Annotated in this window: 26 protein-coding genes and 10 pseudogenes; 17 read left to right on the top strand and 19 right to left on the bottom strand. The window is 66.9% G+C overall.

From position 1 onward, the window contains the following. Positions 1–58 precede the first annotated feature (58 nt). Both ACY0PA_RS08800 and ACY0PA_RS08795 read right to left on the bottom strand, forming a co-directional pair. Positions 59–1,149, bottom strand: a pseudogene (locus ACY0PA_RS08800) (stealth family protein); the annotation flags it as partial. Between the two features lie 108 nt (positions 1,150–1,257). After that, on the bottom strand, positions 1,258–2,184 hold the full coding sequence (locus tag ACY0PA_RS08795; RefSeq protein WP_473084128.1) for a hypothetical protein: 927 nt from the start codon (positions 2,182–2,184) through the stop codon (positions 1,258–1,260). Between the two features lie 110 nt (positions 2,185–2,294). Here ACY0PA_RS08795 and ACY0PA_RS08790 point away from each other — a divergent pair. Beyond that, positions 2,295–2,634, top strand: a pseudogene (locus tag ACY0PA_RS08790) (polymorphic toxin-type HINT domain-containing protein); the annotation flags it as partial. 349 nt (positions 2,635–2,983) lie between these two features. Continuing rightward, positions 2,984–3,493 (top strand): SUKH-3 domain-containing protein, encoded by a 510-nt coding sequence (locus ACY0PA_RS08785; protein ID WP_473084127.1) that lies wholly within the window; start codon positions 2,984–2,986, stop codon positions 3,491–3,493. A 108-nt stretch (positions 3,494–3,601) separates the two neighbouring features. Here the strand turns inward: ACY0PA_RS08785 and ACY0PA_RS08780 are convergent. Beyond that, positions 3,602–4,009: pseudogene (locus ACY0PA_RS08780) on the bottom strand (tyrosine-type recombinase/integrase); the annotation flags it as partial. A gap of 13 nt (positions 4,010–4,022) precedes the next feature. Next, positions 4,023–4,139: pseudogene (locus ACY0PA_RS08775) on the bottom strand (IS5/IS1182 family transposase); the annotation flags it as partial. Between the two features lie 66 nt (positions 4,140–4,205). Between ACY0PA_RS08775 and ACY0PA_RS08770 the strand changes: the two are divergent. Then, positions 4,206–4,350, top strand: a pseudogene (locus ACY0PA_RS08770) (IS5 family transposase); the annotation flags it as partial. 266 nt (positions 4,351–4,616) lie between these two features. Beyond that, a pseudogene (locus ACY0PA_RS08765) lies at positions 4,617–5,455 on the top strand (IS5 family transposase). Between the two features lie 237 nt (positions 5,456–5,692). Here ACY0PA_RS08765 and ACY0PA_RS08760 read toward each other — a convergent pair. After that, positions 5,693–7,084, bottom strand: a complete 1,392-nt coding sequence (locus tag ACY0PA_RS08760; protein WP_473081058.1) for an IS1380 family transposase — start codon at positions 7,082–7,084, stop codon at positions 5,693–5,695. A gap of 512 nt (positions 7,085–7,596) precedes the next feature. Here ACY0PA_RS08760 and ACY0PA_RS08755 point away from each other — a divergent pair. Then, positions 7,597–7,707, top strand: a pseudogene (locus ACY0PA_RS08755) (HipA family kinase); the annotation flags it as partial. A 605-nt stretch (positions 7,708–8,312) separates the two neighbouring features. Here ACY0PA_RS08755 and ACY0PA_RS08750 read toward each other — a convergent pair. Beyond that, positions 8,313–9,536 carry a hypothetical protein gene (locus ACY0PA_RS08750; RefSeq protein WP_473084126.1) on the bottom strand — a complete coding sequence of 408 codons (1,224 nt, stop codon included), beginning with the start codon at positions 9,534–9,536 and terminating at the stop codon, positions 8,313–8,315. 232 nt (positions 9,537–9,768) lie between these two features. Between ACY0PA_RS08750 and ACY0PA_RS08745 the strand changes: the two genes are divergently transcribed. The 3 genes and pseudogenes from ACY0PA_RS08745 to ACY0PA_RS08735 all read left to right on the top strand — a co-directional run. Continuing rightward, the gene (locus tag ACY0PA_RS08745) at positions 9,769–9,993 is read left to right on the top strand and encodes a hypothetical protein (RefSeq protein WP_473084125.1); all 225 of its coding nucleotides are present in this window, start codon (positions 9,769–9,771) and stop codon (positions 9,991–9,993) included. Positions 9,994–10,684: 691 nt separating this feature from the next. Continuing rightward, positions 10,685–11,119, top strand: a complete 435-nt coding sequence (locus ACY0PA_RS08740; protein ID WP_473086272.1) for an NUDIX hydrolase — start codon at positions 10,685–10,687, stop codon at positions 11,117–11,119. After that, a pseudogene (locus ACY0PA_RS08735) lies at positions 11,056–11,580 on the top strand (transposase); the annotation flags it as partial. The gene ACY0PA_RS08740 and the pseudogene ACY0PA_RS08735, both read left to right, overlap by 64 nt. A gap of 36 nt (positions 11,581–11,616) precedes the next feature. On the opposite strand, the gene ACY0PA_RS08730 reads toward ACY0PA_RS08735, so the two are convergent. The 3 genes from ACY0PA_RS08730 to ACY0PA_RS08720 all read right to left on the bottom strand — a co-directional run bounded on the left by ACY0PA_RS08730 (position 11,617) and on the right by ACY0PA_RS08720 (position 12,747). Next, a complete protein-coding gene (locus tag ACY0PA_RS08730) occupies positions 11,617–11,883 on the bottom strand; it encodes a hypothetical protein (RefSeq protein ID WP_473084124.1) in 267 nt (88 codons plus the stop codon). Between the two features lie 94 nt (positions 11,884–11,977). Then, the gene (locus ACY0PA_RS08725) at positions 11,978–12,166 is read right to left on the bottom strand and encodes a hypothetical protein (protein WP_469357687.1); all 189 of its coding nucleotides are present in this window, start codon (positions 12,164–12,166) and stop codon (positions 11,978–11,980) included. Between the two features lie 11 nt (positions 12,167–12,177). After that, positions 12,178–12,747, bottom strand: a complete 570-nt coding sequence (locus ACY0PA_RS08720) for a DUF5994 family protein (RefSeq protein ID WP_473084123.1) — start codon at positions 12,745–12,747, stop codon at positions 12,178–12,180. Between the two features lie 292 nt (positions 12,748–13,039). Here ACY0PA_RS08720 and ACY0PA_RS08715 point away from each other — a divergent pair. Both ACY0PA_RS08715 and ACY0PA_RS08710 read left to right on the top strand, forming a co-directional pair. Continuing rightward, positions 13,040–13,165 (top strand): annotated as a pseudogene (locus ACY0PA_RS08715) (DUF5994 family protein); the annotation flags it as partial. Positions 13,166–13,764: 599 nt separating this feature from the next. After that, on the top strand, positions 13,765–13,932 hold the full coding sequence (locus ACY0PA_RS08710; RefSeq protein WP_473084122.1) for a DUF5994 family protein: 168 nt from the start codon (positions 13,765–13,767) through the stop codon (positions 13,930–13,932). 412 nt (positions 13,933–14,344) lie between these two features. Here ACY0PA_RS08710 and ACY0PA_RS08705 read toward each other — a convergent pair whose 3' ends face one another. The 3 genes from ACY0PA_RS08705 to ACY0PA_RS08695 form a co-directional block, all read right to left on the bottom strand. Next, positions 14,345–14,593 carry a hypothetical protein gene (locus ACY0PA_RS08705; RefSeq protein ID WP_473084121.1) on the bottom strand — a complete coding sequence of 83 codons (249 nt, stop codon included), beginning with the start codon at positions 14,591–14,593 and terminating at the stop codon, positions 14,345–14,347. A 235-nt stretch (positions 14,594–14,828) separates the two neighbouring features. After that, positions 14,829–16,070 carry a PP2C family protein-serine/threonine phosphatase gene (locus ACY0PA_RS08700; RefSeq protein WP_473084120.1) on the bottom strand — a complete coding sequence of 414 codons (1,242 nt, stop codon included), beginning with the start codon at positions 16,068–16,070 and terminating at the stop codon, positions 14,829–14,831. Positions 16,071–16,594: 524 nt separating this feature from the next. Then, positions 16,595–16,825, bottom strand: coding sequence for a hypothetical protein (locus ACY0PA_RS08695; protein WP_473084119.1), 231 nt, complete (start codon positions 16,823–16,825; stop codon positions 16,595–16,597). Between the two features lie 1,116 nt (positions 16,826–17,941). Here ACY0PA_RS08695 and ACY0PA_RS08690 point away from each other — a divergent pair. Continuing rightward, a complete protein-coding gene (locus tag ACY0PA_RS08690; protein ID WP_473086271.1) occupies positions 17,942–18,151 on the top strand; it encodes a helix-turn-helix domain-containing protein in 210 nt (69 codons plus the stop codon). Positions 18,152–18,220: 69 nt separating this feature from the next. On the opposite strand, the gene ACY0PA_RS08685 is transcribed toward ACY0PA_RS08690, so the two are convergent. Continuing rightward, the gene (locus ACY0PA_RS08685) at positions 18,221–19,336 is read right to left on the bottom strand and encodes a PP2C family protein-serine/threonine phosphatase (protein ID WP_473084118.1); all 1,116 of its coding nucleotides are present in this window, start codon (positions 19,334–19,336) and stop codon (positions 18,221–18,223) included. Positions 19,337–19,853: 517 nt separating this feature from the next. Here ACY0PA_RS08685 and ACY0PA_RS08680 point away from each other — a divergent pair. Both ACY0PA_RS08680 and ACY0PA_RS08675 read left to right on the top strand, forming a co-directional pair. Next, a pseudogene (locus ACY0PA_RS08680) lies at positions 19,854–20,033 on the top strand (ribonuclease BN); the annotation flags it as partial. Positions 20,034–20,231: 198 nt separating this feature from the next. Beyond that, positions 20,232–20,612 (top strand): hypothetical protein, encoded by a 381-nt coding sequence (locus ACY0PA_RS08675; protein WP_473086270.1) that lies wholly within the window; start codon positions 20,232–20,234, stop codon positions 20,610–20,612. Positions 20,613–20,917: 305 nt separating this feature from the next. Here the strand turns inward: ACY0PA_RS08675 and ACY0PA_RS08670 are convergent, their stop codons facing one another. The 3 genes from ACY0PA_RS08670 to ACY0PA_RS08660 form a co-directional block, all read right to left on the bottom strand. Then, positions 20,918–21,091, bottom strand: coding sequence for a CsbD family protein (locus ACY0PA_RS08670; RefSeq protein ID WP_383890971.1), 174 nt, complete (start codon positions 21,089–21,091; stop codon positions 20,918–20,920). A 94-nt stretch (positions 21,092–21,185) separates the two neighbouring features. Then, on the bottom strand, positions 21,186–21,617 hold the full coding sequence (locus ACY0PA_RS08665; protein ID WP_473084117.1) for a hypothetical protein: 432 nt from the start codon (positions 21,615–21,617) through the stop codon (positions 21,186–21,188). Between the two features lie 162 nt (positions 21,618–21,779). Beyond that, positions 21,780–22,028, bottom strand: coding sequence for a hypothetical protein (locus ACY0PA_RS08660; protein ID WP_473084116.1), 249 nt, complete (start codon positions 22,026–22,028; stop codon positions 21,780–21,782). Positions 22,029–22,350: 322 nt separating this feature from the next. On the opposite strand from ACY0PA_RS08660, the gene ACY0PA_RS08655 reads away from it, so the two are divergent. The 3 genes from ACY0PA_RS08655 to ACY0PA_RS08645 all read left to right on the top strand — a co-directional run bounded on the left by ACY0PA_RS08655 (position 22,351) and on the right by ACY0PA_RS08645 (position 23,679). Continuing rightward, a complete protein-coding gene (locus ACY0PA_RS08655) occupies positions 22,351–22,836 on the top strand; it encodes an Asp23/Gls24 family envelope stress response protein (protein ID WP_473084115.1) in 486 nt (161 codons plus the stop codon). Positions 22,837–22,866: 30 nt separating this feature from the next. Beyond that, on the top strand, positions 22,867–23,058 hold the full coding sequence (locus tag ACY0PA_RS08650) for a hypothetical protein (RefSeq protein WP_473084114.1): 192 nt from the start codon (positions 22,867–22,869) through the stop codon (positions 23,056–23,058). A gap of 375 nt (positions 23,059–23,433) precedes the next feature. Continuing rightward, positions 23,434–23,679: a hypothetical protein gene (locus ACY0PA_RS08645; protein ID WP_473084113.1), complete on the top strand. Its 246-nt coding sequence runs from the start codon at positions 23,434–23,436 to the stop codon at positions 23,677–23,679. 171 nt (positions 23,680–23,850) lie between these two features. Here the strand turns inward: ACY0PA_RS08645 and ACY0PA_RS08640 are convergent, their stop codons facing one another. The 3 genes from ACY0PA_RS08640 to ACY0PA_RS08630 all read right to left on the bottom strand — a co-directional run bounded on the left by ACY0PA_RS08640 (position 23,851) and on the right by ACY0PA_RS08630 (position 25,173). Continuing rightward, positions 23,851–24,006 carry a DUF6131 family protein gene (locus ACY0PA_RS08640; RefSeq protein WP_383891451.1) on the bottom strand — a complete coding sequence of 52 codons (156 nt, stop codon included), beginning with the start codon at positions 24,004–24,006 and terminating at the stop codon, positions 23,851–23,853. Between the two features lie 68 nt (positions 24,007–24,074). Beyond that, a complete protein-coding gene (locus tag ACY0PA_RS08635; protein WP_473084112.1) occupies positions 24,075–24,557 on the bottom strand; it encodes a hypothetical protein in 483 nt (160 codons plus the stop codon). 55 nt (positions 24,558–24,612) lie between these two features. After that, complete coding sequence (locus ACY0PA_RS08630) at positions 24,613–25,173, bottom strand: hypothetical protein (RefSeq protein WP_473084111.1); 561 nt, start codon at positions 25,171–25,173, stop codon at positions 24,613–24,615. A 207-nt stretch (positions 25,174–25,380) separates the two neighbouring features. Between ACY0PA_RS08630 and ACY0PA_RS08625 the strand changes: the two genes are divergently transcribed. Further along, positions 25,381–25,605 (top strand): hypothetical protein, encoded by a 225-nt coding sequence (locus ACY0PA_RS08625; protein ID WP_473084110.1) that lies wholly within the window; start codon positions 25,381–25,383, stop codon positions 25,603–25,605. Positions 25,606–25,673 lie beyond the last annotated feature (68 nt).

Raw genomic sequence — 25,673 nt, 5'->3', positions numbered from 1 at the left:
GTGCAGAGCACGTGGGCCCGGGTCCCCAGGGCTGCCCTTGAGGCGCGGGCCAGGTTGCTCAACCTTCGAATCGGCTGGGGAAGGGGAAGTACGACTCGAGGAAGGTGTGGAGTTCGGCGGTGATGCGTTCCTGCTCGGATTCCGGGGTGTTTACGTCGTTGAGGCAGAAGAAGTCGTAGTGCCTGGAGCGGGCCAGTCCGGCGAGCCCGGCTGTCGCGTCCCGATGCGCGACATCGATGTAGCGCAGGTTGTACTTGCCGGGCACGGCTCGGCCAGTGAGGTAGGCGTGGTGGTGGTGCAGGGACGCGCCCATCGCGATGTCCGTCACGGAGCGGAAGCGGGAGCTGCTGGTGCGTGCCACGTCCTCGGCGAAGCGCTCCTCGACCTCCTCCATCACCGTTCGGATCTGCGGGTGGGGGGTGTGCATGAACTTGTTCGTGGTGAATCGTCCGTGCTCGCCGAGTAGCAGCCTTCGCACGTTCTTGCCGCCGAGTTGGGCGCGGGCTCGTCGGGGTGGGGCTCGCCGAGGCCCAGTTGGAAGGGTGAGAAGGGGATCTTCGCGACGCCGTTGCCGTGGATGAAGTGTCCGGCAGTGACGGGGCGGCCGAGGAAGAGGTCGTCGTTGAAGTACAGATATCGCTCGGACAGGCCGTCGATGTGGTGCAACTGTGTCTCGATGGCGTGTGAGTTGAAGACCGGGAGCACGTCGGGGTCGGTGAAGATCTCCTTGTGGTCGATGACCTGGATGCCCAGGGCGTCCGGCTTCAGCCAGGCGGGCATCTGTCCGTCGGTGACGATGTAGATGTTGCGAACGAACGGGGCATACATGTCGAGCGAGCGTAGGGAGTACTTCAGCTCGTCGTGACTGGTGTACCGGGAGGCGCCGGTCTCACGGTCGTGGATTGGTGGCACGCCCACCCGATACGACTCCCGCCTGGCCCGCAGCTCGGGGTCGGAGCCGTCCACCCAGGTGTAGACGACGTCGATGGGGAAGTCGACGGTGTCCACGCGTGGTTGGAGGAAGTCGGCGTAGGTGGGGTGCTCGCGTCCTCCTATCTTGCGCACGGCCGGTACGCGAGCGGTGGTGGGCAGCACGTCGGTGACGGTGTTGAGGCGCGGGGCGACCAGCGACGACACCGAGGCCGGCGGCCAGGAGCGCGGTCAGGGTAGTGGCGATGACGGCGGCACGGCGGCGACCGCCGCTACTGCTCGCATGGCGCTTCACGTTGGGGTTCTTCTCTCTTGCCATGTCGCCCATCACCCGACCACGCCGAAGGAGGTTCCCGCGTCAGGAATCCCGCCTGCGCCCGGCTTGAACGTGGTGCTACCCGTCGTGGTGGACCCGGTGATGTCCGTCCACGGGATGCTGTAGAGAGCGCCCTTGGGGGTGTCTGATGCCTTGCTGTAAGGCACGCCCACATAAAGGTTGGTGGTCCCCGCGGTCAGGCTGATGCCGGTGTAGTCGCGTGCGGTTGCGGTTCCAGGCAGAACACTGCCGCTCACCGCCCGGGTAATGATCTTGTCGTTGGCGCCGATCGAGACGTCCAGAGGGCGCAGGATCTGCACGACGCCGGCATCCTTCACACCCGCGACATCCCGTCCCGGAATGCCCACCGCGAGGCGGATGGTGGCATCGCTACTCACGGCCGAGGTGTCGGTGTTGGCAATGGCCACCCTCTGGCCGAAGAAATCGCCCTTCGTCGGGAATCCCTCGACCCCGTCGGCGGAAGCATCGATCGCCGCCAGCTCGGTGTAGGCACCCGAGGGCTGGATCCGGATCACCGACACGGCGCCAGAGTCGGTCACCGAGCCGACCGACTCCGTCGGCGTACCGACCGCCAACAGGGCATCCGAGTTGTACGTCTGGTCACTGGGGCGGAAGTTCGTCATGTCGATCGACGTACCGAACTGGTCGTTCGGCTCCGCAGTGCCAGCCAGGCCCACGCCGGCCTCCGCCTGGTCCAGGCCCACCAGCGCGGTGGGCACACCACCAGCGATGGTGTGGTTGAACACCGTTACCGCGCCGGCGAACGAGGCGTCGGTGCCGATGGTCTCGCCCGGGGCGCCCACCGCGAAGAAGCGGTTCGTCCCGGAGAGCGAGTAGCCGAACCGGTCATGGGCCTCGACGACGCCAGGGACCCCGGCGTCGTCCTCGTTGGCGGTGGTCTTGGTCGTGCCCTGCATGTAGTGGATGCAGCCGGCGTCGGCGTAGTCCTTGCCACCGCTGGTGACGTTTTCCCCAGGCGCGCCGATGACCAGGTACGGGAGGCTGGTTGAGGTGGTGCCCGACCGTGTCGAAGACCGAAACGGTCACGGCTGAGATCAAGGGCCAGGGCCTCAAGCACCTCGTCAAGATCACTATTGACCTCGACGGAGAGCGCGGCACCAAGACCGCATCGGTCACAGCAACCGACGGCCATCCGTTCTGGGTCCAGGAGTTGGGCAAGTGGCTTGACGCTACGGACCTCAAGGCTGGCGAATGGCTGCGCACAAGCGCCGGGACGCACGTTCAGGTCGCGGCCATCAAGCAGTGGACGGCGCATTCGGCGGCGGTCCGCAACCTCACCGTCGCCAGTCTGCACACGTACTATGTGCTGGCGGGGGCTACGCCGGTACTCGTTCACAACTGCAACCTGGGTGACTATGCCGACAGCATTCGCAACGAACCTGGGGTGAAGTTTGCCTCCGAGTACACATCCCCTTCAGGTGCGAAGTACTACGGCCGCAATAAGCACGGCCAGCAGGCAGAAGGCCCGTTGGCGGATGCAATCGAACGGACGGGTCACCATGGAGGGTGCGCGGAGGTGCACTGTCTAATTCAGGCGCAGGCGGCAGAGGGGTCCGAAGCCATCATGGGTGGAACCATGCGAACGGTAAAGTCGCGGAATAACTCCATGCCGACATCGAATCCGGTTGGGCATGGTGAACCGGGTCGGCCCTGTGGCCTTTGCAAGGGGCTGCTGGAAGATCTGGAGATCAACTGATGTCCCTGATTCGCTTCGACTCGCTCAGCGAGGATCTGCTTGGGGCGCTTGTTGCGTCCGGATGGAGCGTGGGCAGGAAGGTTGACGCTGGCCAATGGGTGAAGCCGTTGGAGGGTGAAGGGTACCGGTCTCACTCATTGGCTGAAGAAATCCTCGCTGCGGTGGGAGGGCTCTCGATCGATCCGGTCAATCGAGTCGGCCCGAACTTCAGTAATGACGAGCCTTACAATTTCGACCCCTTCGCCGCTGGATCAGGGCAGCGTGATCTAGCGGAAGAGGTAGAGAGTGTTCTCGGTGGGTACTATTTCCCAATCGGTGAATGGCTCAGTTATTCGAGCGTATTCGTCGAGGCTGGGGGAAGGGTGGTTGCTGCTGGTATGGGCTGGATCTGGGAGCTCGGTTCCACCTTTGAAGACTCCCTGGAGTTGGCAGTCTGCGGGAATCGCCCGCTGGTCTGCCTGCACTCCGATCCGGGACTCGATCCCTGGCCGAAGCCTGTTTCCCGTTAGCGAATCTCGGCCGCGTCGGGCATCGTCTGACGGGGCTTCTGGCCGGGCTGACGGCAGTAGCTGACGGCAACGGCGGCGGACACAGTGGTGTCCGCCGCCGTCTGGCTGTCAGGGGCGGTCGAGCGCGTGGCAGAGCAGGTCGATGGCGTCGCGCTGAAGGCGGATGCGTACGTGGGCGTAGACGGTGGCGGTGACGCCGATGTGGGCGTGGCCGAGGCGTTCCTTGATCACGACGAGTTCGATGCCCTGTTCCAAGAGCAGGGTGGCGGTGGAGTGTTTGAGGTCGTGGAAGCGGATGCGGCGGAGGCCGGCCGTGCGGAGGCGCGTGGTGAAGGTGCGGGTGAGGTTGGTCGGGTCGAGCGGTCGGCCCTGCGCGGTGGTGAACACGTGCGCGTAGTGCTGCCACGTGGTGCCCGCGGCCTCACGCTCGCGCTGCTGCTGCTCGTGGTGGAGCTTCAGCGACTGGACGCAGCGGGTGGGAAGGGCGATGCGCCGCTCGGAGGCGCGCGTTTTACTGATCGTTTCAGAATCAGGTTCGGAATCGTCTCAAGCAGATGATGCTGCAGGCGAGTTGGAGGAGTCCGAGGTGGAGGTCGGCACGTATCTCGTCGCGGATGCGGAGTCGTTTGAACTGGTGGAGCCAGGCGGATGGGTCGGCCGCGCGGCGAGGTCTCTGCCGTGGCAGTTCCTTTTCCGCGCGGCCGACCCATCCGGATGGCTGATGCACCACCGCAGCCTCGCCCGCGACTACGAAACCCATCCCCACCGCTCCGAAGCCATAATCCACGTCGCAATGATCGACCTCATAAGCCGACGCCTCACCCGCGAAATCCACCCCGAACTGGCGCGACACCTGAACCTCGAACCAAACAACCTCACCGGGACGAAACGCTCTTTAAGAGGGCGTTTATGCAGGTCAGGCCCGGTAAAGACCTTTCGTCTGTGTCGCATTTTGGGGTGTATGAACGGGTGGGCGGCTATCGCGTTCCCGGAGGCTGCGAACTCGACTGCCCGTCTCGTCCGAGGTTGTGTCCTGAAGACCGTCTGGTTCGAAAAGATCACGGAAACGCCTGAGGGTCAGCGGAACACCGCCTTCCGGAGCGACCCATGATCACGCTACGGCGTGAGCCAGCGGAAGCCATACCCCAGTGACCTGTCCGACGCCCGATGGGCCCTGATCGAGCCGACGTTGACGGCCTGGCGGAAAGCCCGGCTCGACCGCAGGCCCACCGGCCAGCCACCCAAAGTCGAACTCCGTGACGTGTTCAACGCGATTCTCTATCTGAACCGCACGGGAATCCCCTGGAAATACCTCCCACACGACTTCCCAGGCCACGGCACCGTCTACTTCTACTACGCCGCCTGGCGCGACGAGGGAATCTTCGCCCAACTCAACTACGACCTCGCGGGTTTGGCCCGCGTGAAGGAGGGACGCAAGCCCGAACCGACCGCCTCCGTCATCGACACCCAGAGCGTGAAGACCTCCACCAATGTGCCCGTGACCAGCCAGGGAACCGATGCCGCCAAGAAGATCGTGGGCAGGAAGCGCGGCATCCTGACTGACACGCTCGGCCTCATCCTCGCTGTGACCGTCACCGCCGCCGGCCTCTCCGAGAACACATGGGAATACGCCTCCTCGACCAGGCGAAGGAGGCGTACCCGACCATCTCCAAGAGCTGGGTCGACACCGGGTTCAAGAACGCCGTCGTCGAGCACGGAGCCCAGCTCGGAATCGACGTCGAAGTCGTCAACAGAAACCCCGGAGTTCGTGGATTTCACGTCGTAAAGAGGCGCTGGGTAGTGGAGCGGAGTATCGGGTGGATCATGATGCATCGACGCCTCGCCCGCGACTACGAAACCCTCACAGCCAGCTCCGAAGCCATGATCCACGTCGCATCCATCGACAACATCGCCAAGCGCATAACGGACGAGACCACGCCAACCTGGCGAGGAACCTGCTAGGACAGAAAGGGCAATCTGCCTAGATCAAACGCCCTCTAAGACGAGGGCTCGCTCGAAGGTGGAGTGGATCGTCTGAGCCCGGATCCACCGGCTTGTTTTGAGAGTGATCGTTTCGGGGGTGTTCGGGCTGGTCCGAGGTTGATCTGCGGGTTCGGGCATGGAATGGCCGCTGGTCTGCCCAGCTCTTCCACATGTCCGTAGGTCTCGGGCCCTTTCGGGCGGGTCGGTCAGGGCGTGTCAGGCCGTGGACGGTGGCGCGTGCAAGACGGTGATCAGCTGCATGAAGTCGCCTCGCCAGGGCCAGCGTTCGGGTAGATGGAGGGTGAGGCGGCGGGCTGTGCGGGCCAGGCGGGCGGGCACGTTGATGAGGTGGTCGCGGATCGTGGCGGTGGTCGCTCTGGCGTGGAAGGTTCCGGCCAGAGTTCCGGCGGCACGGGTCAGGTTGTGCGCCACGGCGGCCAGGGTGAGCCAGGCGGCGTTCGCCTGGAAGTAGCCGGAGGGGGCGTGCGCGAAGGCGCTGTTCTTGACGTCCGCGATCACTTGTTCCACGACAGCGTGCCGCCTGTGATCACGCTCGGCGTCCACCAGCGAGAGCGGGGAGTTGGTGAACGCGGCGTGGTAGCGCCAGGTATCGAAGAGCGTGCCCTGACCGGCGGGGACGGTATCGGGGGCCAGACGCTTGACCCGCCGCACGATCAAGCGGGCGATGACCTGCTGCTGCTTCGGCTTGGAGGTGAAGGCCGTGTAGTCGATCTCGGCTATCTCCGCGTCCGAGATCCAGCACTGGCCCTCCTCGTCCCAGGTCGCTTTGGGGTACTTGATCGCCGTCCAGGCGTTCTCGTCGATGCGCGCGATGGCGGCCTTGATGGAGGCGTTCATCCGCACCGTGATCGAGAAGCGGGCGTCCAGGGTCCGGCAGGCGTTCACGACATCGGCGCCGTAGAACGCGGAGTCGGCCCGCACGACCAGCAGGCCGCTCGCGCCGCAGGCGCGGGCGGTGCGGATGGTCTCGGTCACGAACGCGGCTGCCCCGCGCGCGGAGTTGGACGGTCCCTTGCGCAGCCGGGTGGCGGCGATTACCGGGGCGGCAAGGGGTGTGGAGACGATCCCCAGCAGCGCATTGAGCCCCTTGACCTTGCTGTATCCGTATCCGGCGCCCTGCTTGGCGTAGCCGTAGGTGCGGCGGATCGTGTCGTCGATGTCCACATAGGCGACCTGATCCGCGCCGGGCAGCAGCGGGGTGTGCGCTGCGAGGCGGGGCAACAACCGGCGGGCCACGGCGTGCAGTTGCTTCACATGCCCGTGGGTAAAGGAGCGCAGGAAGTTGCCCAGCGTGGACGGGGCCCGCACCCCCGAAAACAAACGACCGAGTCCGCCGTGCCGCAGCCGGTCCATGTCCTCGATGCTGTCCGCACCCGCGACCATACCGCCCACCAGCGACATCAGCTTCGCCGCGGGGAAGGCCCCGGTGCCGTCCTTCGACTTCGGAAGCCGGATGAGCTCATCGGCCAGCGTGGGCAGGCCGCATCGCTCGGCCAGGCGCACCACTGGCTCAAGCCCGCCGTACGCGATCAGATTCGGGTCATCGAACGCGGACGAGACCGCCGTGGCGGCATGGGAAGATTGCATCTCGGAAGTGCCTTGCCGATCGTGCCTGATGTGGTCCTAGAGAAACCCCATCATCGCAGGTCACAAGGCACTTCCTCGTTTCCGGAAGAACTATCCACAGGCGGCAAGCCGGTGGATCCGGGCTGAGGCATCTGGTCCGACCGTTACCCCAGCTTCTTGAGGTGGGGGAGGGCCAGGCACAGCGAAGAGGTCAGCTCCGTGACCGTGCCCCGTGCCGTGCTGATGCCGCGGGCGACCTCGGCTGAAACTCCCCAGATTCTCCCCGGGTTCAAGCTGGGCCCGCAGCGTGGTCCAGGAGGCTGCGTACAGATGGGGCTAAAAACCCGAGATTGCGCCGTTGCGCGAGGGTGATTCGCTCGCCGCGATGGCGTCGGGGCAGATGATCTCGGTAACTTCATGCGGAACTCCCCAGATACTCCCCAGTGTCAACGCCTTGCCCCTTGCGAGGCGGTAGGCAACTCCCGGGGCGAACCTCGGGTTACCGGGCTCTGTCGGCCGTATAGCCTGGGAAAATGCTCACGGAAGTAACTGCGACCCGCTATGTCACACCCCTGCGGGAGGGTGGATCGTTGCCCGGTTTGGTCGAAGCGAGCGATCTGGGCTGCTACGTCATGAAGTTGTCTACCTGACCCCGCTGACCAGGGCGTTCGCGCCCTGGAAGTGCCCTGACCTGCGTGTACGGGTCTTTCCTGATCTTTCATGTTCGTGCGGCCTTGTGCGGCCGATTCTCCCCAGGCGCTCCCCAGGGGCCTTGATTCTCCCCAGATTCTCCCCGGCGGGCTTGCCCTGGAGGAGTTCGCCAGTGTGGTCGAGGCGGTGGCTCGACGGTTACCTTAAGTGCCGGTCGGGGTCCGACGTCGGCGACGTTTGTTCAGTCCTGCGCTGGCGGCCGGAAGCCGCCGCATTGCCTCGACGTGTTCTCGATGACGCATCATGTGGAGTGCGTGGCGATCCTTGAGCCTGCTGGGAAGGGCGCCTGACCTGCGGTTTCGCTGGTGCGCATTATGTGCGGTGTGGGCGTTACGGGCGATATCTTGACGCTGAAATGACGCTCGTGACGCTCATTTGACCCTCGTTCTGATGGGGCGACAGGTGGCTTGTCGGGCAGGTCAGACCATGTCGAGGTGGCGAGCGTTGATGGAGCGCCGAGACGACACCCCACCCGAGCAGGGCAGGGGGCTCTGACATCAGGTGACACAGCGAGGGGCAGCCAGCGGTGGCCGATGGATCACGCCTCATGCTTCCTGCGGCACGAGAAGTGCTCGGGTAACCCTTCGGGTCCTGGAAGGCTTGCGGGCTGACCGCAGCCGAAGTGGCAGAGCGGGATCGCCTGACCCGACGCGTTGACCGGAACCTTGGCGGCTTCGGTTTCCCGAGGGCGGGACTCAAGGACGATCGCGCGGCTGCCACGTCTCTGCTTCGGTTCACCCCGCACCTCCGAAGCCGGACGGTCCTCGGTGCACCTGTCGCGCCGGTCCCCCTGTCGTACGGATGGCTGGCGCTCCTTGTCGTCCAGGGCGGGCCCGTTCGCCTCGAGGTACTTCTGCCACTGCTGTGCGGGGAGCCAACCGTGGTGGCCGCCCCGCTGGAACGGGATCCGCTCACCGGCCGCAGCTTCCACGATGAACCGGGTGAGGGTCAGGCCGCCTTCCCCTGTGAAGGTGCTCGACTGATGGGCGGGCATGAGGACGCGGTGCCACCCTCCGCAGTACCCGGAGTCGGTGGGGTTCTCCGGGTCGTAGGGCTTCTCGGGGCACCGGGTGAGCGCGCCGTTTTGGCTGCACTGGCCCTCCTCCAGGACGAAGTTGCCGTCCTGGACCGCGATGGGGTTCTTCTGCACGCGGATGACGGAGGCCGGCAGGTTGGGCGTGCGGACGTATGGGACGGTGCCGATGCCTGCGTGGTCGGGGTCGGTGAAGTCCCAGACCGACTGAATGCCGCCGCGGCGCCGGAACCCCTCCCGTGCACGCATTCCGCGGGCTGTCTGGGTGCTCAGCTGAGGCTCGTAGCCCAGGATGATGCCGTTGGCGCCGTTGATGCGTACATCGAGGCGCGCGTGCCCGTCGGCGGTCTGCGACTCGATGTTGGCGTGGAAGCCGTGATCTTCGGAGTCCTTCGCGACGCGTTCCTTGCGGGCGAGGTGCTCGTCGGACTCGTGGCTGATGGGCTTCTCCCCGGGTTTCCGGTAGTGGGAGGCAAGCCATACGCCGTCACGCTGGACGAGGTACATGGGGACGCGCCGACCGCGGAGGTCCCGGCAGTCGGGGCAGATGAGGCCGCGCTTTTCGACGGGGACACGTCCTCGCATGCGCAGGAGCACGTCCAGGAGGTCTTGGCCTTGCGGGACGCCGAGGTCGGGGCGGTCCAGGTCGAGGTCGCGGCCGGCCGGTTCGTAGTAGACAGGGTTACGGAAGAGGTCTTCGTCGCTGTCGATCTGAAGGTCGTCGTCCATTGCTGCTCCCCGCAGCCGCCACGAGTAGGACTCACGACGCTACGGGGAGGGTCTGACAATCGGGGATGCCCTGCGGAAAAGGGTGCACTGAGAGACGCAGGGGGCAGGGCGCCTACAGCGGCTCCGCACAGCTCTCAGCGCTTCCACCGTCGCGGCGCGAGGGGGTGCTGGCTCTCCCACCGCTCCTCGCGCGGGTGTTCGCCGTAAGGTGCGGGACGGCCAAGGCCGCCGCGTGGAGATCTACCCCGTCGACCAGTCCGACGCCACGCCCAGCCGCGCCCGGGCGAACGTCACCGAGCGCTCGATCACGGTCCGCTACGTCTGGACCGACATGGTCGACGCCTGGGCCGCCCAGGACGCCGGCCTGATGGATGAGATCTGGGACGACATCATCACCGACCTCGACAGTGACTACGCCGCCCACGCCTACGTGTCCTCGGTCGGCATCGGCGCCTGAGCGTGGGGCGGTAATGCCCATCGGCATGGCCCGGCACGTCCGGGCGGGGGAGCACGGGAGCTGCCAGGCGTGACCTCAGCCGGGTGTGCGCGTTAGACCTGTGTGACCACGACGACCCGGCCCGCTCCGGTCACCGGCCGCGAGGAAACGGTTCCGCCTTCGCCTGGTGAGCCGATCTTTGCGGCGTTAGCCGCCCGCTGGAGCTCGCAGGGGCGTGTCGTGCCCGGCCAGGTGGACCGGGAATGGGTCAGGCTGGCTGGCAGCTGTCCATGGCCCACCCGATAGGCCAGCGTGGTGCGGGTCCCTCTCCCCCCATCCCCGCACCCGCTGTACCGGCCGGCAGCCTCGCCGACCTGCCCGGTAACCGAGGCTGCTGGACCGGCCGGTCGGGGTTGGGCCCCTCCCGGTCCGGCAGCCCCACCCCTTTGACGACCGCGGGACGGGCGCACGATGTCGGCAGGGCAGGCGCGGACCCGGTGTTCGAGGTGCAGGGTCTCGCAGGCCACTGCGGCGGTGGCAACATCCTGGTCAACGTCAACGGTGGGCGCTCCCGCTTTTCGCACCGGCTCTGGCTATCGGCGGGCTGGCCATCACGTACGGTCTGCGGCATGACGTAGAGGATTCGAAGGCCCCCAAGCCCCGGGTGCAGCTGGTCATTGGCATCATCCGCAGAGGTAACGAGATCCTCCTCGTGCGAGAGAGCCTCGGCGCCGACGGCGAGATCCTCTGGTCCCTCCCCGGTGGCGGGGTCGAGGACGGCGAGCTCATGAACGAAGCCCTCCGGCGCGAGCTACAGGAGGAGACTGGGCTGCTGGTGGGCGATCCGGTGCGGACCGCCTTCGTCATGCACATCGACTCCGAGCCATACCCGTCGGCGTTTGGCGCCGCCTTCGAGATCGACGAGTGGTCTGGGGACATCACGCCGCAGGACGACGACATCAAACAGGCCGCCTTCTTCCCCCTGCCCGACGCCCTGAAGCTGCTCGGCGAGCTGGACAGCGCAACGCAGCGGGAGCCCATCGTCGGCTATCTGACCGGGAATCTCACGCCGGGAACTACCTACCCGAGCCAACCGCCTCGGTCATCGACACCCAGAGCGTCAAGACCTCCAATAACGTGCCCCTGACCAGCCAAGGAACCGATGCCGCAAAGAAGATCGTCGGCAGGAAGCGAGGCATCCTCACGGACACGATCGGCCTCATCCTCGCTGTCACCGTCACCGCTGCCAGCCTCTCGGAAAACGCCCTGGGAATAAGCCTCCTGGACCAGGCGAAGGCGAAGTACCCGACCATCTCCAAGAGTTGGGTCGACACAGGCTTCAAGAACGCCGTCATCGAACACGGCGCCCGCCTTGGAATCGACGTCGAAGTCGTCAACCGAAACCCGGAGAAACGCGGATTTCACGTTGTGAAAAGGCGCTGGGTGGTAGAGCGAAGCATTGGTTGGATCATGATGCACCGCCGCCTCGCCCGCGACTGCGAGACCCTCACCGCCAGCTCCGAAGCCATGGTCCACATTGCCTCGATCGACAACCTCAGCAGGCGCATAACGGACGAGAGCACGCCAACCTGGCGAGGCACCTACTAGGGCATACACGGCAATACGCCTAGATCAAATGCCCTCTCAGATCTCGTCGGAGTGGGCGCGCGCGCCGGCGGGGGTCCGGCTGGCGGCCAGCCAGGAGCTGGCGGGGCTGGCGGATGCTGCCGTGTCCACGGTGAGGTGGAGGCGAGTGTCACCGTCGAGGCCGGGATAGCTGCGCTGTTCCGTTCCGGCGAAGCAGCCGCGGAGGGCTTCCGCGACTGCTCGGGCGGCTTCAGGCGTGTGCGCGATGATCCGTACCTCGGCGTGCCCGAGCGACGGCAGTATCTGGGTCTCGATGTACTTCACGTGAGTGTGTTCCCTTCAGGGTGGGCGAGAAGCCGGCAGGTCGGGGCGCCGTGGCGCCCCGACCGCTGCCCCCGGTCGGAGGAGGGTCTGTTCCTCACCGGTCGGCATCCGTGCGGTGGGCTCGACGACCGGTGTCGTCCGGCAGACCGGGAGGTCTCGGCAGGGGGTCGCTGAAGTGGTAGGCCGCGATCCGCGCGTCGTGCTGCGCGTTCAGCAGGTGGATCCAGCGCATTCCGATGGAGATCGCGAGGATGATCACCGCGATGAGGACGATGGTCTCCACGGAGCTCACCTTCAGCCGTTCCCGGGCAGCGGCAGGGTGCTTTGGTCAAGCGGGTTCCCGAAGGGGGACATACAGGCCCCGCCTTCGCCCTCCCAGGTGGCCTCCCGGCGGCGGGCGTCGCGGATGCCGCGCCCGATGGCGGTCTCGTTGGCCATGAGGACACCTGCCGTCAGGGCGCTGCCCGGGATCGCGGCGGCGGCCATCAGCCGGGCCGCAGCTACGGGCTCGGTCTCGGGCGGAACCACCAGCAGGTCCCATCGGCCGACGGTGTAGGAGAGCAGGATGAGCTTGTCGGGGTCCTGTTCGGTGAACCAGCCCACGTGCACTGTGTTCCCGGCCACGGGAACCGTGTGCGGGATGACGGGCCAGCGGGTGGGGTTCACGGTGACGCGGGTGACGCGCCCCCAGGGTTCTTCCAGGGCGGCGGCGAGCGGCGGAATCTCGACTGCAAGGTCGCGGGAATAGGGCCACCAGGCACCGTCCAGCTGGCCGGCGCGGGTGGTCTTCGAGGTGAGGGACAAGCGTGCCGGGAGCTCTGCGGCGAGGTCGCGGGGCGCGGTCCGGTCGACGGTGGTGGTCATGATGCGGACCTGCCCCCGGACTGCCCGTCGGCAGACCGGTTTTTAGGTGATCGCCGGAAATGACACCCGCGTGAAAGCGGGTGCGCGAAGTGCTTCCGGTGGCTTCACTGTACGCCTGCTCGATGGGCGATGTCCGGTGTGACCAGGTATTTTCCGGCGGAGGCGCTGTGGAGAGCGTCGGTGCGGGCGGCGGGGGTACCGTGAAACGAGGCGGGCTCGCGGACGTAGCAGGTCGACATCGGCGCTGACCTGCGACGAGGCGCGGCCGCACCCCGTTGACGGGCGGATCCACGTGGCCGACTCCGACATTCCCCACAAGCCACCACTGCTCCTGCCGGATGTGATCCACCAGGCGGTCAAACCTGGCACGGCCCTGCTGCGGCTGGAGACCACGCGGTCCCGGGAGGGGCTCCTGGACGTCAAGGTCACCGACATCAAGCCGCGTGCCCCCCAGGGAGCGGACCGCCACGGCCTCGAAACGGCTGACCAAGGCGGCGGCCCGCAAGTTGATCAGCGCTCTGGCCGACCGCTGAACCTCCCGCTACCGCGTGCCCACGGGGTCGTTGTACCCCAGAGGCCCACCGTCCGGGAGGCCCAGAAGCCGTGAGGAAGGCGCCGGGATAACCGCGACTTGCACGACGAATCGAAGCAGCCTGAGCGAGGCCTTCGAAGACCCGTCAAAAAAACTCCCCGATATGCGTAACCACGAAACCGCCCGGCGGGCTCTATCCGGGAGTATCCTGAAATTACCGAGGACATTTCGCATAAGAGTTTCTAAGCTCCTGTCGTTCTCGGCGATTCACAACACCGGGCCGGTGTACACCGGCCCGGGGACAGGTCCGCGTAATGACCGCGACCATTCCGTATACGTCGGCGGTCGAGGAGCGGACCTTTTCGCTGCCGCTGCGTCTCGCGCTCGCCTCAACGGACACCCCTGGTGCTCTCTGGACGGTGCCTGGTGGCCCCGCGACCTGGCGGCGGAATTTCTTGTGTTGACAGCGGTGCTGGATCCCCTTGGTGGGGCGCATCACGCATGTCACGGTGAACCCGACCCTGTGGCCGGTCATCCCAGGGAAGGTGCCCGTTGATGGGCACGTGGTGAGCGTCGCTGGTTCAAGGCCGAGCAAGACCCCCACAAGCTGTTGCTGCTTTCCTGCACCGTCGGCCGCTGGGACCTGCTGGTGATTCCGCGCAGACGGATCCGGCCATCGGCGCCTGGCTGATGACCGCGGCTACCGGTCAGCTACGCCCGCGCAGCGAGTGATCTGCTGGAGAGGGCCGAATTCCAACGGATCGTGACAGAAGTCGACCAGGCCCGTGAAGCGGTCTGGGACTCCGAGGGCGGCCATGACGCCTGTGTGACCGCGCCAGCACGCTCAGCGTGATCCCCCAAACCGGCCCCGGTGAAACCGCCGGGGCCGTCCTTTCAGGCGCAACACGTGAGAGTGCGCAACCCACAATTCACGGTACACCTGCAGATGGTTTCCGACGTGATTTTGTAGGCTGACGCGAAGCATGAGCACATTCTGCCCGGACCTCAAGCACCGTCGACCGGGCCCAGCAGCCGGCACGCGCCCGGCCGCCGGCAGAGTGCTTGCTATTCCGCATTGACGCGCCACTGCCCCTGGACACGGAACCAGAGTCCGGGAGCGTAGATCGATTCGACGACAGCGGCCTCGCCTTTGGTCACTCTGAGGATCCGCAATGCGCCGCTCGGAAGCAGGTCGTACTCGTACGTGGCGGGCGACTCCCCTTCGGTGATGTCGTCGTAGGAGATATCTGCAGCCGCCAGATCCGAGTATTCCTTGGGGGGCCGGTTCTCCACCAGCTTGATGAACACGCTCATACCTTTACGATAGATCCTTCGCGGTTTTCTCGCGTCTGCCCGAGTCACCGCCAACGGCCGCAACCAGGCGGGCGGTATCGGCTCATTTTGGGTCTGCGAAGTTGGTGGGGGCGCCGCCGACGCGCGCCCGCTGGCCGCCTCGCTGCGAGCTGTCCGGCCAGGGCGTTCGGCCGTCCGCCAAGGTACGCGGGAGGACCGCCGATGGCCGACACCCCCATCAAGTTCGAATACCCCCTCATTCCAGGGTGGCAAGGTGGTCGGCAGCACCCCCGCGCCACTCGATCAGGAAGAGGGTCGCGTCGTCGCTGGTGATCCCGCCCCGCTCCCGGATCAGGGTGCGGGAGAGGGAGCGCACCACCGCCCGAATCCCTTCCTCGGCGTGCTCGATGCGGTTGACCCAGGTGATGAGTTGCTCCTCGCCGAACTGCTCGCCGCGGACATCGTGCTCCTCGATCAGGCCGTCGGTGAAGCACAGCACCCGGTCGCCGACCTGGAGCGTCTGCTCGCTGATCTGGGGCTCGTCGCCGCCGAAGCCGACCGGCAAGGTGGTGGGGCTGTGCAGTTGCCGGACGACCTGGTGGTTGCGAATCAGCAGAGGCGCCGGGTGGCCGGCGTTGACCCATTGCAGGTGGCCTGTCGCAACGTTCAGGCGCATCACTTGTGCGGTGACGAAGTGCTCGGGCCCGAACTGCCCGGCGATGGCCCGGTCCATGAACGCGTAGATCCCGGACAACCCGACGTCGGTGCGTCGGGCGTGCCGGTAGGCGCCGATGGCGACGGTCGCCATGGTGGCGGCTTCCAGGCCGTGGCCCATCGCGTCGACCGTGACGACGTGCAGGCTGTCGTCGTTGAGGGCGTAGTCGAAGCTGTCGCCGGCGACCTCGTAGGCGGGTTCGAGGATGCCGGCCACCGCGACCTGCGGGGTGGACATCGACAGCGGGGGCAGCAGGGACCACTGGATCTCCGCGGCCACGCTCATCGGCTCGCGCCGTCGGGTCTGGAAGAACTGGTCGGTGTAGCTGTTCTTGATGACCAGCATGTGGGCGGCCAGGCCGGCCAGTCGGTGCAGCAGCCGCCGGTCGTCGTCGTCGACGGTGTCCAGGGTGAGCGCCAGCACCCCCACCTGCTCGCTGCCGTCCAGCAACGGCAGGTAGATCCGTACACCGTCTGCCTGCGGCACCTCGACGGGGGTTCCGCTCCGGAAGGCCGTGCCGGCGGGGGAGCCATCAATCGGCGCGTGCTCGCCGACGGTCAGCCGCCTACCCGGCAGCGGCACCAGCATCAGTTGTTCGTAGTCCTGCAGGAGGACCGAGACGTCACGGCCCCCGACCCGGCCCACCACTTCCACGATCAGCGGGGCGATCAGATGCGGTGGCATCTCGTGGGCCTGGTCCAGCAGCACCCCCAGTAGCCGCTCACCGAATCCTTCCGACCGGTCCACCGCGCCCCTTTCGGGCTGCGACTCTCCTGCCGTCACAGTCACACCCGCCCTTGACGGATCCGCTGGAAGACCCAATCACGTGATCGGTACACACGGACTCCTGATACGACCCGTCAATCCGCACAGCCTGACGCGGTCAGCCGGCCCAACGAGCCGATTACGACAACGACGGCATGTCACACCCGGTCAGGAGACGCAGCGTTCAATTCCGGTGTCCAAACAGCGGCTCCCGATCTCGCTGCCTGAGTGGCTCCGAAACACACTGTCGAAAACTCCACCGCCGGCACGCGTGCCGCCAGGCCGCCTACCGGGCCCGCAAGCGGGTACGCGAAAGGCGTCACGCCCCCGGCCGCCGAGGCCCGCGGGTCGGAGTTCAGCGCCTGGACTCCCCCCATCCCCGCACCCGCTGTACCGGCCGGCAGCCTCGCCGACCTGCCCGGTAACCGAGGCTGCTGGACCGGCCGGTCACTCCCGGCCCGGGTCAACGGACGTGCAGGCCGGGGGAGGCCTCTAGGTGGTGTTCGTGGCGAACAGGCGCTGGGCGGCCGTGGTGGCTCCGGTCAGGCTGAGGGGGTGTCGAGGTTCTTGCACATGCGATGGGCGCGGACGACGACGCTGAGCGTGGCGGGGGTGGGTTCCCCGGCGGGGATCTGGACGGTGACGTGGCGGGGCGTGTGGGTGTGGGCGAGGGCTTCGATCTCTGCGGCGGCTGCGGCCCGGGTGTTGACGTCGAGGCTGTGGTGCAAGGTCAGGCGCAGGGTGTCGCCGTCGACGCTGTGACTGATCAGCATGATGGCCTCCGCTCGCCGTGTCGTCGGGCCGTACTCCGTCCCGGCGGGCCGGGACGGGGCTGGGCTGTCCGGCGTTCCAGGATGGCAGTTGGGCGGCGTTATCGCAGCTCACAGTCGCTCACGGCGGGTCGCTCGCACTCCAGGCCGCCAGGGGGCCGGTGATCCGGACGCCGAGGGGGCGGTTGTTCGGGTCGCGTGTGCGGCGATAGCTGTCCGCGCGGTGCGGGCGTGGCCCCCACCACGCCCGCACCGGACCCCCGTGTAGCCGCGAGGCGCCCGCCGGCGCCGCGCCCCAGGCTGCGTTGGCGGCACCGAGGTTGGGGCCCCGCCGCTTGGGCAGCCCCACCAGTCCATCACCGCGGCTGGCTCGCCAGAACACCGCCCCCAGCACGCAGCTCTGGCCGCGCACCCGAGGGGGCGCGGCCAGGGCTGTCACTCACGCGGTCAGGGAAGCGGAAAGCTGTCGCGCACGATCTCAACGCCTGGCCTGCCTATGGGGACACGCTCCGCGGCCACGCGCAGCGCCTGCGTCTGTCTGCTGGGAGGATGCTTGTCATGGAGCCGCTGCCGACGCCCTGTCCCGCGGACCGGATCCCGGACGCGACCGGTCTGGAAGCGTTCGAGGCCGCGTGCAAGGAGGCCAAGGAGCAGCGCGTCGTGTTCATCGCCGTGGAGCACCAGGGGGGCCCGCTATGGATGGTCAAGGCGGACGCGCTCACCGCCCCGCAGCACACCATCACCACCACCGTCCATGACACCGTGCGAGAGGCCGTCGTCCTCCTCATCCGCTCCCGGGAGATCCGTCCCGACTCCTCCGCCGGCCCCGTCGACTTCGTCCTGCACGACGTGGACAGCGAAGGACGGGCCCGTGAACTGGCCGCCGCCCTGCACGCCGCCCTCTACGGCGACCTCGAACCCCTGACCCGCGCCGTGCCCCCAGACGTCCTGACGACGCACCCGCGCCCGGGCAGCGAGACCCGCCACCTTCCGGTTCCGCAGTCACCTCTCGCCGGCATGCGCCCGCATCCGATGCGAACGGGCCGGCGGTCGAACCCGGCAGTTTCCCTGACGGGCGCCGCAGGGTGCGCGATGATCGCCCTTCGAACCGGGAGGGGGATGGTCATGGACAAGGGCAAGCGGATCACCGGTGCGGAGCGAGACGAGCTGGCCGCCGAGCTGAAGGCCGCATACGAAGGCGGCGCCTCGATCCGGAGCATCGCCGACAGCACCAAACGCTCGTACGGGTTCGTCCACAACCTCCTCACCGAGGCAGGAGTCACCCTGCGCGGGCGCGGCGGCGCCACCCGCAGCAAGCCCAGCTCATAACGCTCTGACGGGTCACTGCCCGCAGTGCGGGCACCGGTCGCTGCGGCGGCCCCGGGTGGGGCCGGGTGATCAGGACCGGGATGGGGCGGTGCGCTTTATGACAATCATGGCGGCGTCGTCGTTCAGGTGTCCGCCGACGTGGTGCAGCAGGTCGCGCCGCAAACGGCCGAGGAAGGCGGCGGGGTCGTTCTCGGTCCAGCCTGTGATGCGCTCGGCGAGCGGGTAGAAGGTGCCGGTGGAGTCGCGGGCCTCGGTGACACCGTCCGTGTACAGCAGCAGAAGGTCTCCCACCTCGTACTGGAAGCTGTCGACGTGGTATTGCGGATGTGCCAGTTCGCCCAGGCCCAGCGGAGGTGCGGGATGAAGGGTGTCCATCGTCGTCGGTCGGCCGTTGCGCTGGACGATGGGCGGGGGGTGTCCGCAGGCGACCGTCTGGACCCGGCCGCTGTGGTCGGGGATGTCCAGGATGGTGGCGGTGATGAACGTTTCTCCGTAGCGGCCCATCTCGCCCGGCTCCATCAGGTCCCAGCACACGCTTTGGTCGAGGTAGGCCACGAGCTCGCTCAGGCTCGCCGGGCGGTGGGCAGCAACGCGGAACGCTCCGAGCAGCAGGGCGGCGTCATTGACTGCGGTCATCCCCTTGCCCTGCACGTCGCCGACGATCAGCCGGGTGCCGGAGGTGGTGCGCGTCGCCGCGTACAGATCCCCGCCGATCTGGGCCTCGGCCTCTGCGGCAAGGTAGAGGGAGGCGACGCGCAGCGGTCCGATCTTCCTGGGCAGGGGCGGCAGGACCACACGCTGGGCGGCCTCGGACACGTACCGTACTTGCGCCATCACTCTTGCGCGGCGCTCCCGCACTACACAGAAGATCACCAGGCTCGTGCCGACCAGCACCAGGGCGATGATCTGTGCCTGGTGGTTGGACGAGAGCATCTGGTCAGGATCGCGCACCAGCCCGATGATCGTCTGCGCGATCACCGCCAGTGCAGAGACCAGGCCCACCGACCAGGGCCCGCCGAACAATGGCGTGATCGCCGGGGCCGCGACGAGCAGCGGGCCCAGATGAATGTTGGGCGGAGCAAGAAGGTCGACCACGGACACCGCAACAATCCACGCGATCGGGATGGCGAGCAACGCCCGCCCCGCTCGCACCGGCCGTCGAAGTCCTTCGAGGCGCTGCGGCATGACTCCTGTCTACACCGCCTTTGCTCGGCTCGCACCGGCGGAGATGCGCAGTGCGGTCGGCTGCCACCGGCCCTGACGACCAGGAACCCTTGCCACCCAAACTTCGCTGGCACGATTCCGAGGACCGTCAAACTTCCCTACGTCGTCTGCGGGACTGGGCGAGCCCTTCGTATGGTTGGCCCACCCAGGGGCGTCGGGTGTGGCTTTCAAAGTTCTGCCGCTTGTGGCATCCATCGATTGGCCGCCCGACGCCCCACGACGACTCGGCTGCCAATTAGCAATTGCGAATGATCGCTCCGTAGAACACCTCAGGCGTCTAACTCGTCAAGTCAGGGCGCCCGGCGTCCGCGAGTACATCGACCAAGCCCGTCAGCGCCAGGCCCTCGAACCTGTCCGAGCCGAAGGCTCTGGACTCACTCTCAGTTCGACCAGTGCACGCACGGATCTTCTCCTCGCCCGCCAGGAGATCTCCGGGCTCCGCGACGAAGCCCGCAACAGTGCAGCGCCTGACAGCCCGAGGGGCTTCTCCGGACTCGTGTTCTCACCGTAGATCGCATCCAGCGCCGCCACCTACAGCCCGTTCGGGACCGTCCTGGTCATCCGGTCTTGGCTGGTCGTCGTCGTGTTCGGCGGCGCGCTGGTCGGTCGTTTGCTCCACGATGATCTGCCCCGCATAGCACGTGGGCGGAGGCGGCAAGGGGTGAGGTTCGGATTTCCCGCATTCTGCCCCGCTCAGGACAGTGCGGGACGCTCGGGACCGTCCGGTCGCCAGACGGGAGCAACCCTTTCGGGCCGATATGACCGCTCGGCGGGCAGGTGGGAGAATTTCATTACCACCGGTAGGGCGCGTATTCCAGTGCATTCTCCTTCCCATCACAGGACAGCGGGTCAGGTTATGACCAAGCAGCCGAAGCCGTCTCAGCCCTCACACGGCGAGGGCACAAGCCGGCACAAGGGAACCAAGCAACACGGTTGGTCTCCGGATGTGGACGAGACCCATCAGGAGGAGAACCCGAGCGCCCACCGCTCCTTCCACCCGGATGAACACGCTCCCGCCAAGGGGCCTGGCAGGACGGTCTCGACGGCGGAGGCGGGGAATCCTCACGGCAATCCCTCCAAGAGCAGGGGCAGGCGCGGGGAGGAGGCGAGCAAGGGCTCTGGCGACAAGGGGATGCACGACCTCGGGGCGCGAGGCCGCTCACAGCGTCCCAGCGGAACCAAGGATGCCTCCGCCTCGACCGGTGTGGACCCCCAGGACCCGCCCGGCACGGCGTAGGGCCTAAGGGTTTCCCCGGCCGCCCGGCGCTAACGTGGGGCCCGGTCCCAGTGACGGTGAGCGGCGGATGAAGGCATGCCAACGTCAGGTCGTGAGTTCTGGGAGGCTCGCGATTCGCCGTCCACTCACGTAAGCCGCAGGCGAAGACGACGTCAATGCCCGGTGTCAGCCCGGTGGCGTGGTCAGCCCGGTGACCTTGGCCCGGACCCCAAACACGTCCGTAGCGGCCGCGCTTGCACGCGTCCATGAACTGGCGCAGTCCACGCCGACACGCGCTTGGGCGTGGGCCTGGTCGGGGTGGGGGGTCAGTGTTTGAAGGCGTCCTTGATCTTTGCCCCGGCCTGCTTGATGTTGCCCTTGAGTTGGTCTCCGCGGCCTTCGGCCTGCAGGCTCCGGTTGCCGGTGGCGCGGCCGGTTGTCTTCTTGGCACCGCCCTTCATCGCTTCGGCTTTGTGCGCGATCTTCTTGCCGATACTCATGGGGAGCCACCCTGGGTGAGTTGTCTGCTGGACTTCGGTGGGAAAGGCATCCGTGGCACCGGCCAGTCGGCGATTTGTGTGTGCGGCGGCACGCCTACTGGGCGGCGGATCGGTGCCCGAACAAGTGCCGTTTGCTCCGACGACCACCGGGAGTGCGATCACCGTGGAGTGAGTCGTTCCCCCGCGCATTCGCGTTGTCCGCGCGTTGGTCGCCCCGGTCGTCGCGGCTGTCTCGCCCTGCAGGGGCCGTATCGCCGCGGGACTGCTTCAGTCCGCGGCGCGAGACGCTGCCTCGGCGAGAAGAGCGGCGGCGCACACCGGTCACGAGCAGGGCCAGCCCGAACAGGGCCGCCGCTCCGACAACGATGCCGTACAGGAACAGCGTGCCGGTGGAGCCGATCATCTCGTGGCCGAATACCGAGAACCCGCCGGTGAGTTCATGCCCGCTGGCGCTGTTGGTGAGAACACCGGCCACGCCGACGACCACCGCGGCGATGAAGATGACGAGTCCGAGGATGACGATCATGACGCGCTCCAAGGATCTACCTGCTCCTACAGTAGAATCGCACCGTCCACAACGCCACGGCGACGACTCTGCACCCCCAGTAGCGAGAATCCGGTCATGATGCGCCTTCTCGAGGTGCCCTCAGCGATCGGCTGGACGGATCGCTGAGGGCCTGGGCGGTGGTCAGGCGCTGAGCAGGCGGTCAAAAAAGGACCTGTATTGGCGCAGGGCCGGGCGCAGATCCTCGGTGGCGACCTCCTCGCCGCGGTGCCATTGGCCTTCGAGTCCCTGTTTGTGTTCGGCGAATGTGGTGGCCAGCAGTTGCATGACCTCGGCGACGAGCCCGTCTGCGGCAAGGACCGACTTCTGTGGGTCATCGACGAGGTGGCGACGCGCCGCAGCGGGCGACGGCCAACGGACGTGCACGGGCAATCAGTACTCCGCTGGCCGCTTGTTCGGTGATCCAGGACCCGTCCTCGGGCACGCCGAGCGGCAGCAGTCGGCCAAGGCCGAGTTGCTGCCGTACGGCCCTGGCCCATCCGTCACCCGTCATCGGCTCTCCCACTTCTCTTACCGCGTTCTTTAGCTGCCGTGATGCGCCCAGACTGCCGGAACTACCCTGTTGCGGCTGCTCATGGCATCTGTTCGGTGGGGCGGTCCCACGCCTCCCGCATCCCTGGAGCAGTGCCAGCCAAACGGACCTAAGGTGGAAAAGCGGGCTGCAGGCTCATCTTCTGGGAAGGGACGACTGGCTATGACCGATACCGGACAGCAGAACCGGCCCGAGACCTCCGGCGCGGAGTCCACGGTCGAGGGCGCCAGGAAGAACGCCGGGGTGAAGCGCGGCGACCCCGGCACGCGGGGCCGGACCACCATCGCCGATGGTGTGGTCGAGAAGATCGCTGGCATGGCGGCCCGCGATGTGGTCGGTGTCCATGCGATGGGCAGCGGCATCTCCCGGGCCTTCGGGACCGCACGGGAACGTGTGCCTGGCACGACCAAATCCGTCTCGCGCGGAGTCAAGGTCGAAGTCGGCGAGACGCAGGCGGCGATCGATCTGGAGATCATCATCGACTACGGCGTCTCGATCACGGATGTGGCCGGCGCCGTGCGAGAGAGCGTGATCTCCGCCGTCGAGTGGATGGCGGGCCTGGAAGTCGTCGAAGTCAACATCGCGGTCAGCGACGTGAAGCTTCCCGACGAGGAGGAAGAAGAGGAAGAGCAGCCACGGCTGCGATAGCGGGTCCGATGGAACACGAAGGAGCGCACGATGAGCATGGCCGTGGTGGGCTTGGTTGCCGGGATGGCGCTCGGCTTCGCCGGGTACTTCGGCGGCTTCGGGGCTTTTCTCCTGGTGGCGGCGCTGGGCGCCGTCGGATTCGTCGCCGGGCGGTTCGTGGACGGGGACCTGGAGCTCGGTGACTTCTTCCGGTCCCGCGAGCGCGTCGACCGGCGACGATGACCGGTGGCCCAGCCAGAGGCGGCCGCTCAGGCCGTGCCCGCAGGCGGGCGCGGTGCGATCCGTGTCGCCGATCGGGTCGTCGCGAAGATCGCCTCCCGCGCGGCCTGTGAGGCACTGCGCGGATTCAGGGAGTCTGGCACACGCTCAAGGTTCGGTGTCACAGGACAGTGAAGGCGCGGGCTGGGAGGTCGGCCCCGGAGTCATAGACTCAAATACGCGAACGACTTGCCGCCGGATATGCCGCGTCTCCGCACTCTGGAGACGTGGCTAGCCATATCCCTGGAACACGTCCCGCGCACGATCGCGGACACCGAACGCCGCGATGCTGAACAGCGGTACGGCCAGGAGCACCGGCCGCCGGACCCGGGCTGACTCATGGAAATGGGCCTCGGCCGCCGCGACCCCGTGTACGTCCACGTCGGCGGCATGGCGGGCAAGCGCTCCCGCGGCGTCGCCCGGGACCAGGCACTGCGGGCCCTCACTGCCGGCCCGACACCGAGCTCGGCGTTCTGGAATGAGAGAGGCCCGGCCGGAAGGAAGGGAGGGAGACCGGGCGGGGCTCTGCGGAAATCCTCCGAGACCGACACCCGCACCGCATGCACGGACCGGCCATTCGGGTGACCATGCACGCATGGCGGTGGCGCTGATCGTCGTGCACCCGCCGCTCGGTACGAGCACTACGGCGGACACCACGGCCCCCGCGAACGCGGCACGCTGTCGGGACCCACAGCACCGCGACTGGTTGTCGCGCCAGCTACTGAATGCGGAGATGCAGGGCGAATCTTGCCCGGCCTACCAGTAATGTCGCCGACCTCCGACCCCGTGTCCCAGGGCGCCGAGAAGGAAGAATATGGCTCCGATTGCGACGAGGATGATGCCGATCGTCCACAAGATCGCGATGTTCGCGACGAAGCCGATGACGAGCAAGATAACGCCTAGGATGATCATGGTCACGCCCCTTGGCCGCTTCCGATTCCTCTTTCAGCTGTTCCCGCCCAGTCGGGCTCCGCAGCTGTTCAGGCGGTGAGCAGACGGTTGAAGAACGATCGATAGTGGCGCAGAGCCACGCGCAGGTCTTCGGTGTCCGCCCGCTCGCCCCGGCTCCACTGCTCTTCGAGCTCCTGTTTGCGATCGGCGAACGTCGTGGCCAGGGTCTGCATGACGTCCGCGACCAAGGCGTCAGCGGAATGCACGGCGTCACGCGGATCGTCCACGAACTTGCTCTGGGTCTCTCCCCAGCGTGAACGGAAGACTTCCTCGTCCTCCGCGCTGAGGAGCCGGGTGGCTTCCTCCTCGGCCGGTGCGTCCGTTTCCGTCTTCTCGCCTTCGGTCTCGGAGTGTTCGGCCGACGCAATGGGGGTGCTCTCGCCGGGGAAGGCAGGAGCCTCGCTCCGCGCTTCTACGGCCTCGTCCTGTGATCGGTCGGTACGGTCCGGGGTCTGGGCGAGGTCCTCCGTTGACAGCCCGCTCGATCGGTCAGAATTGCCGTCGCTCTGCATGTCTCCTCCGTCACTGGCCGCATGGAGGGCCGCATCTAACGAGGGTGAGGTCGTTTCAGGTACGGGCGTGACGGGCTTGGCCGCCGCCGTTGGAGAGCAACTCGTCGAACAGAGCGCGGTAGTGCACCATGGCGCCCCGTAGCTGCTCGGTGGTCGCCCTGTGCTCAGTGCTTTGTGCGTCGATTTCATGGGCTGACCGGTAGTGCTCCAACGTGCGCCCGTGTTCGACCGAGAGATCCTTGAGCTGTTGCTCGAAGTCCTCGGTGGGATAGCCGCGCTCGCGCATCAGGGAAGTCACCAGATGGTCCGCATCGTGCACCGCGTCTTCAGGCCGGTCCACGAACTCTTGCTGGACATTGGTCCAGTCCCGGCTGTATCGGTCTCGGGCGCCACTGTCCAAGGGCTTGATGTCCAGCGAGTCGTGGTGTTTCTCGCGTGCTTTGAGCTCGCTTTCACCGGCCCTGCGACTGTCCGAGCCCTCGATCGTTCGCTCGTACTCCGGACCGAAACGCTCGCGCAGACGGTGACGGCGCACAAGCAGAGAGCCCGCCACTGCGAGCAGCGCAAGCACCACCACGACGGCGATGATGATCGCCAGAAGTGTCCCATTCAACATGAGGCCGAACCTCCCTCAATGCGCCAATCGTGCCCATTTTAGCTTTTTCTCTTAATGTGAGCGATACATGACGGTGGTGCGGCATGCGACTGGCAGCAGACGGTGCTACACCCGCCAAGTGCTAGGGCATCGGCCCTGCATGGGGTGTGCGGGCGTGCGACAGTCCCGCTCCGCCCAACGTCCCGGGGACGGACAGCCCGGGACGTTATGCACAGGGCGGACCTGACCCGCCGGGCCGAGGCGGCACTCGCCGCGATGCCCGACGGCGTACACGAGGAGACCCTCGCGCTCATCGACGACATTGCCGCGGACAGAGCGGCCGGCCACGGGAGCACGGCCGCGACCGACGCCGTGCTCCGCGGGCGGGTGTGGGTGGTGTACGTGGTGCTCGGCGGGCTGCTCGTTCTCCTCGACACCGGCAGTGTCGGGTGAGAGTTCAGTGATGGCGACACCGCACCTCAGATCTCCCTCAGGTGTCGTTTGGTGCGCGGGTCAGCGGC

The sequence above is a fragment of the Streptomyces sp. DS1-CR2 genome (genome assembly GCF_055760475.1).
Note: the sequence above shows the minus strand (reverse complement) of the source record. Positions and strands in the feature narration are given on the sequence as shown.

What these genes read in the sequence shown, in the direction of transcription:
- ACY0PA_RS08795 (WP_473084128.1), bottom strand. Translation starts at nt 2,184, where the DNA reads ATGCAGGGCACGACCAAGACCACCGCCAACGAGGACGACGCCGGGGTC.
- ACY0PA_RS08655 (WP_473084115.1), top strand. Translation starts at nt 22,351, where the DNA reads ATGACCGATACCGGACAGCAGAACCGGCCCGAGACCTCCGGCGCGGAG.
- ACY0PA_RS08625 (WP_473084110.1), top strand. Translation starts at nt 25,381, where the DNA reads ATGCACAGGGCGGACCTGACCCGCCGGGCCGAGGCGGCACTCGCCGCG.
- ACY0PA_RS08785 (WP_473084127.1), top strand. Translation starts at nt 2,984, where the DNA reads ATGTCCCTGATTCGCTTCGACTCGCTCAGCGAGGATCTGCTTGGGGCG.
- ACY0PA_RS08645 (WP_473084113.1), top strand. Translation starts at nt 23,434, where the DNA reads ATGGAAATGGGCCTCGGCCGCCGCGACCCCGTGTACGTCCACGTCGGC.
- ACY0PA_RS08720 (WP_473084123.1), bottom strand. Translation starts at nt 12,747, where the DNA reads ATGACCACCACCGTCGACCGGACCGCGCCCCGCGACCTCGCCGCAGAG.
- ACY0PA_RS08690 (WP_473086271.1), top strand. Translation starts at nt 17,942, where the DNA reads ATGGTCATGGACAAGGGCAAGCGGATCACCGGTGCGGAGCGAGACGAG.
- ACY0PA_RS08760 (WP_473081058.1), bottom strand. Translation starts at nt 7,084, where the DNA reads ATGCAATCTTCCCATGCCGCCACGGCGGTCTCGTCCGCGTTCGATGAC.
- ACY0PA_RS08650 (WP_473084114.1), top strand. Translation starts at nt 22,867, where the DNA reads ATGAGCATGGCCGTGGTGGGCTTGGTTGCCGGGATGGCGCTCGGCTTC.
- ACY0PA_RS08630 (WP_473084111.1), bottom strand. Translation starts at nt 25,173, where the DNA reads ATGTTGAATGGGACACTTCTGGCGATCATCATCGCCGTCGTGGTGGTG.
- ACY0PA_RS08685 (WP_473084118.1), bottom strand. Translation starts at nt 19,336, where the DNA reads ATGCCGCAGCGCCTCGAAGGACTTCGACGGCCGGTGCGAGCGGGGCGG.
- ACY0PA_RS08695 (WP_473084119.1), bottom strand. Translation starts at nt 16,825, where the DNA reads ATGCTGATCAGTCACAGCGTCGACGGCGACACCCTGCGCCTGACCTTG.
- ACY0PA_RS08635 (WP_473084112.1), bottom strand. Translation starts at nt 24,557, where the DNA reads ATGCAGAGCGACGGCAATTCTGACCGATCGAGCGGGCTGTCAACGGAG.
- ACY0PA_RS08675 (WP_473086270.1), top strand. Translation starts at nt 20,232, where the DNA reads ATGACCAAGCAGCCGAAGCCGTCTCAGCCCTCACACGGCGAGGGCACA.
- ACY0PA_RS08750 (WP_473084126.1), bottom strand. Translation starts at nt 9,536, where the DNA reads ATGGACGACGACCTTCAGATCGACAGCGACGAAGACCTCTTCCGTAAC.
- ACY0PA_RS08665 (WP_473084117.1), bottom strand. Translation starts at nt 21,617, where the DNA reads ATGATCGTCATCCTCGGACTCGTCATCTTCATCGCCGCGGTGGTCGTC.
- ACY0PA_RS08705 (WP_473084121.1), bottom strand. Translation starts at nt 14,593, where the DNA reads ATGAGCGTGTTCATCAAGCTGGTGGAGAACCGGCCCCCCAAGGAATAC.
- ACY0PA_RS08670 (WP_383890971.1), bottom strand. Translation starts at nt 21,091, where the DNA reads ATGAGTATCGGCAAGAAGATCGCGCACAAAGCCGAAGCGATGAAGGGC.
- ACY0PA_RS08640 (WP_383891451.1), bottom strand. Translation starts at nt 24,006, where the DNA reads ATGATCATCCTAGGCGTTATCTTGCTCGTCATCGGCTTCGTCGCGAAC.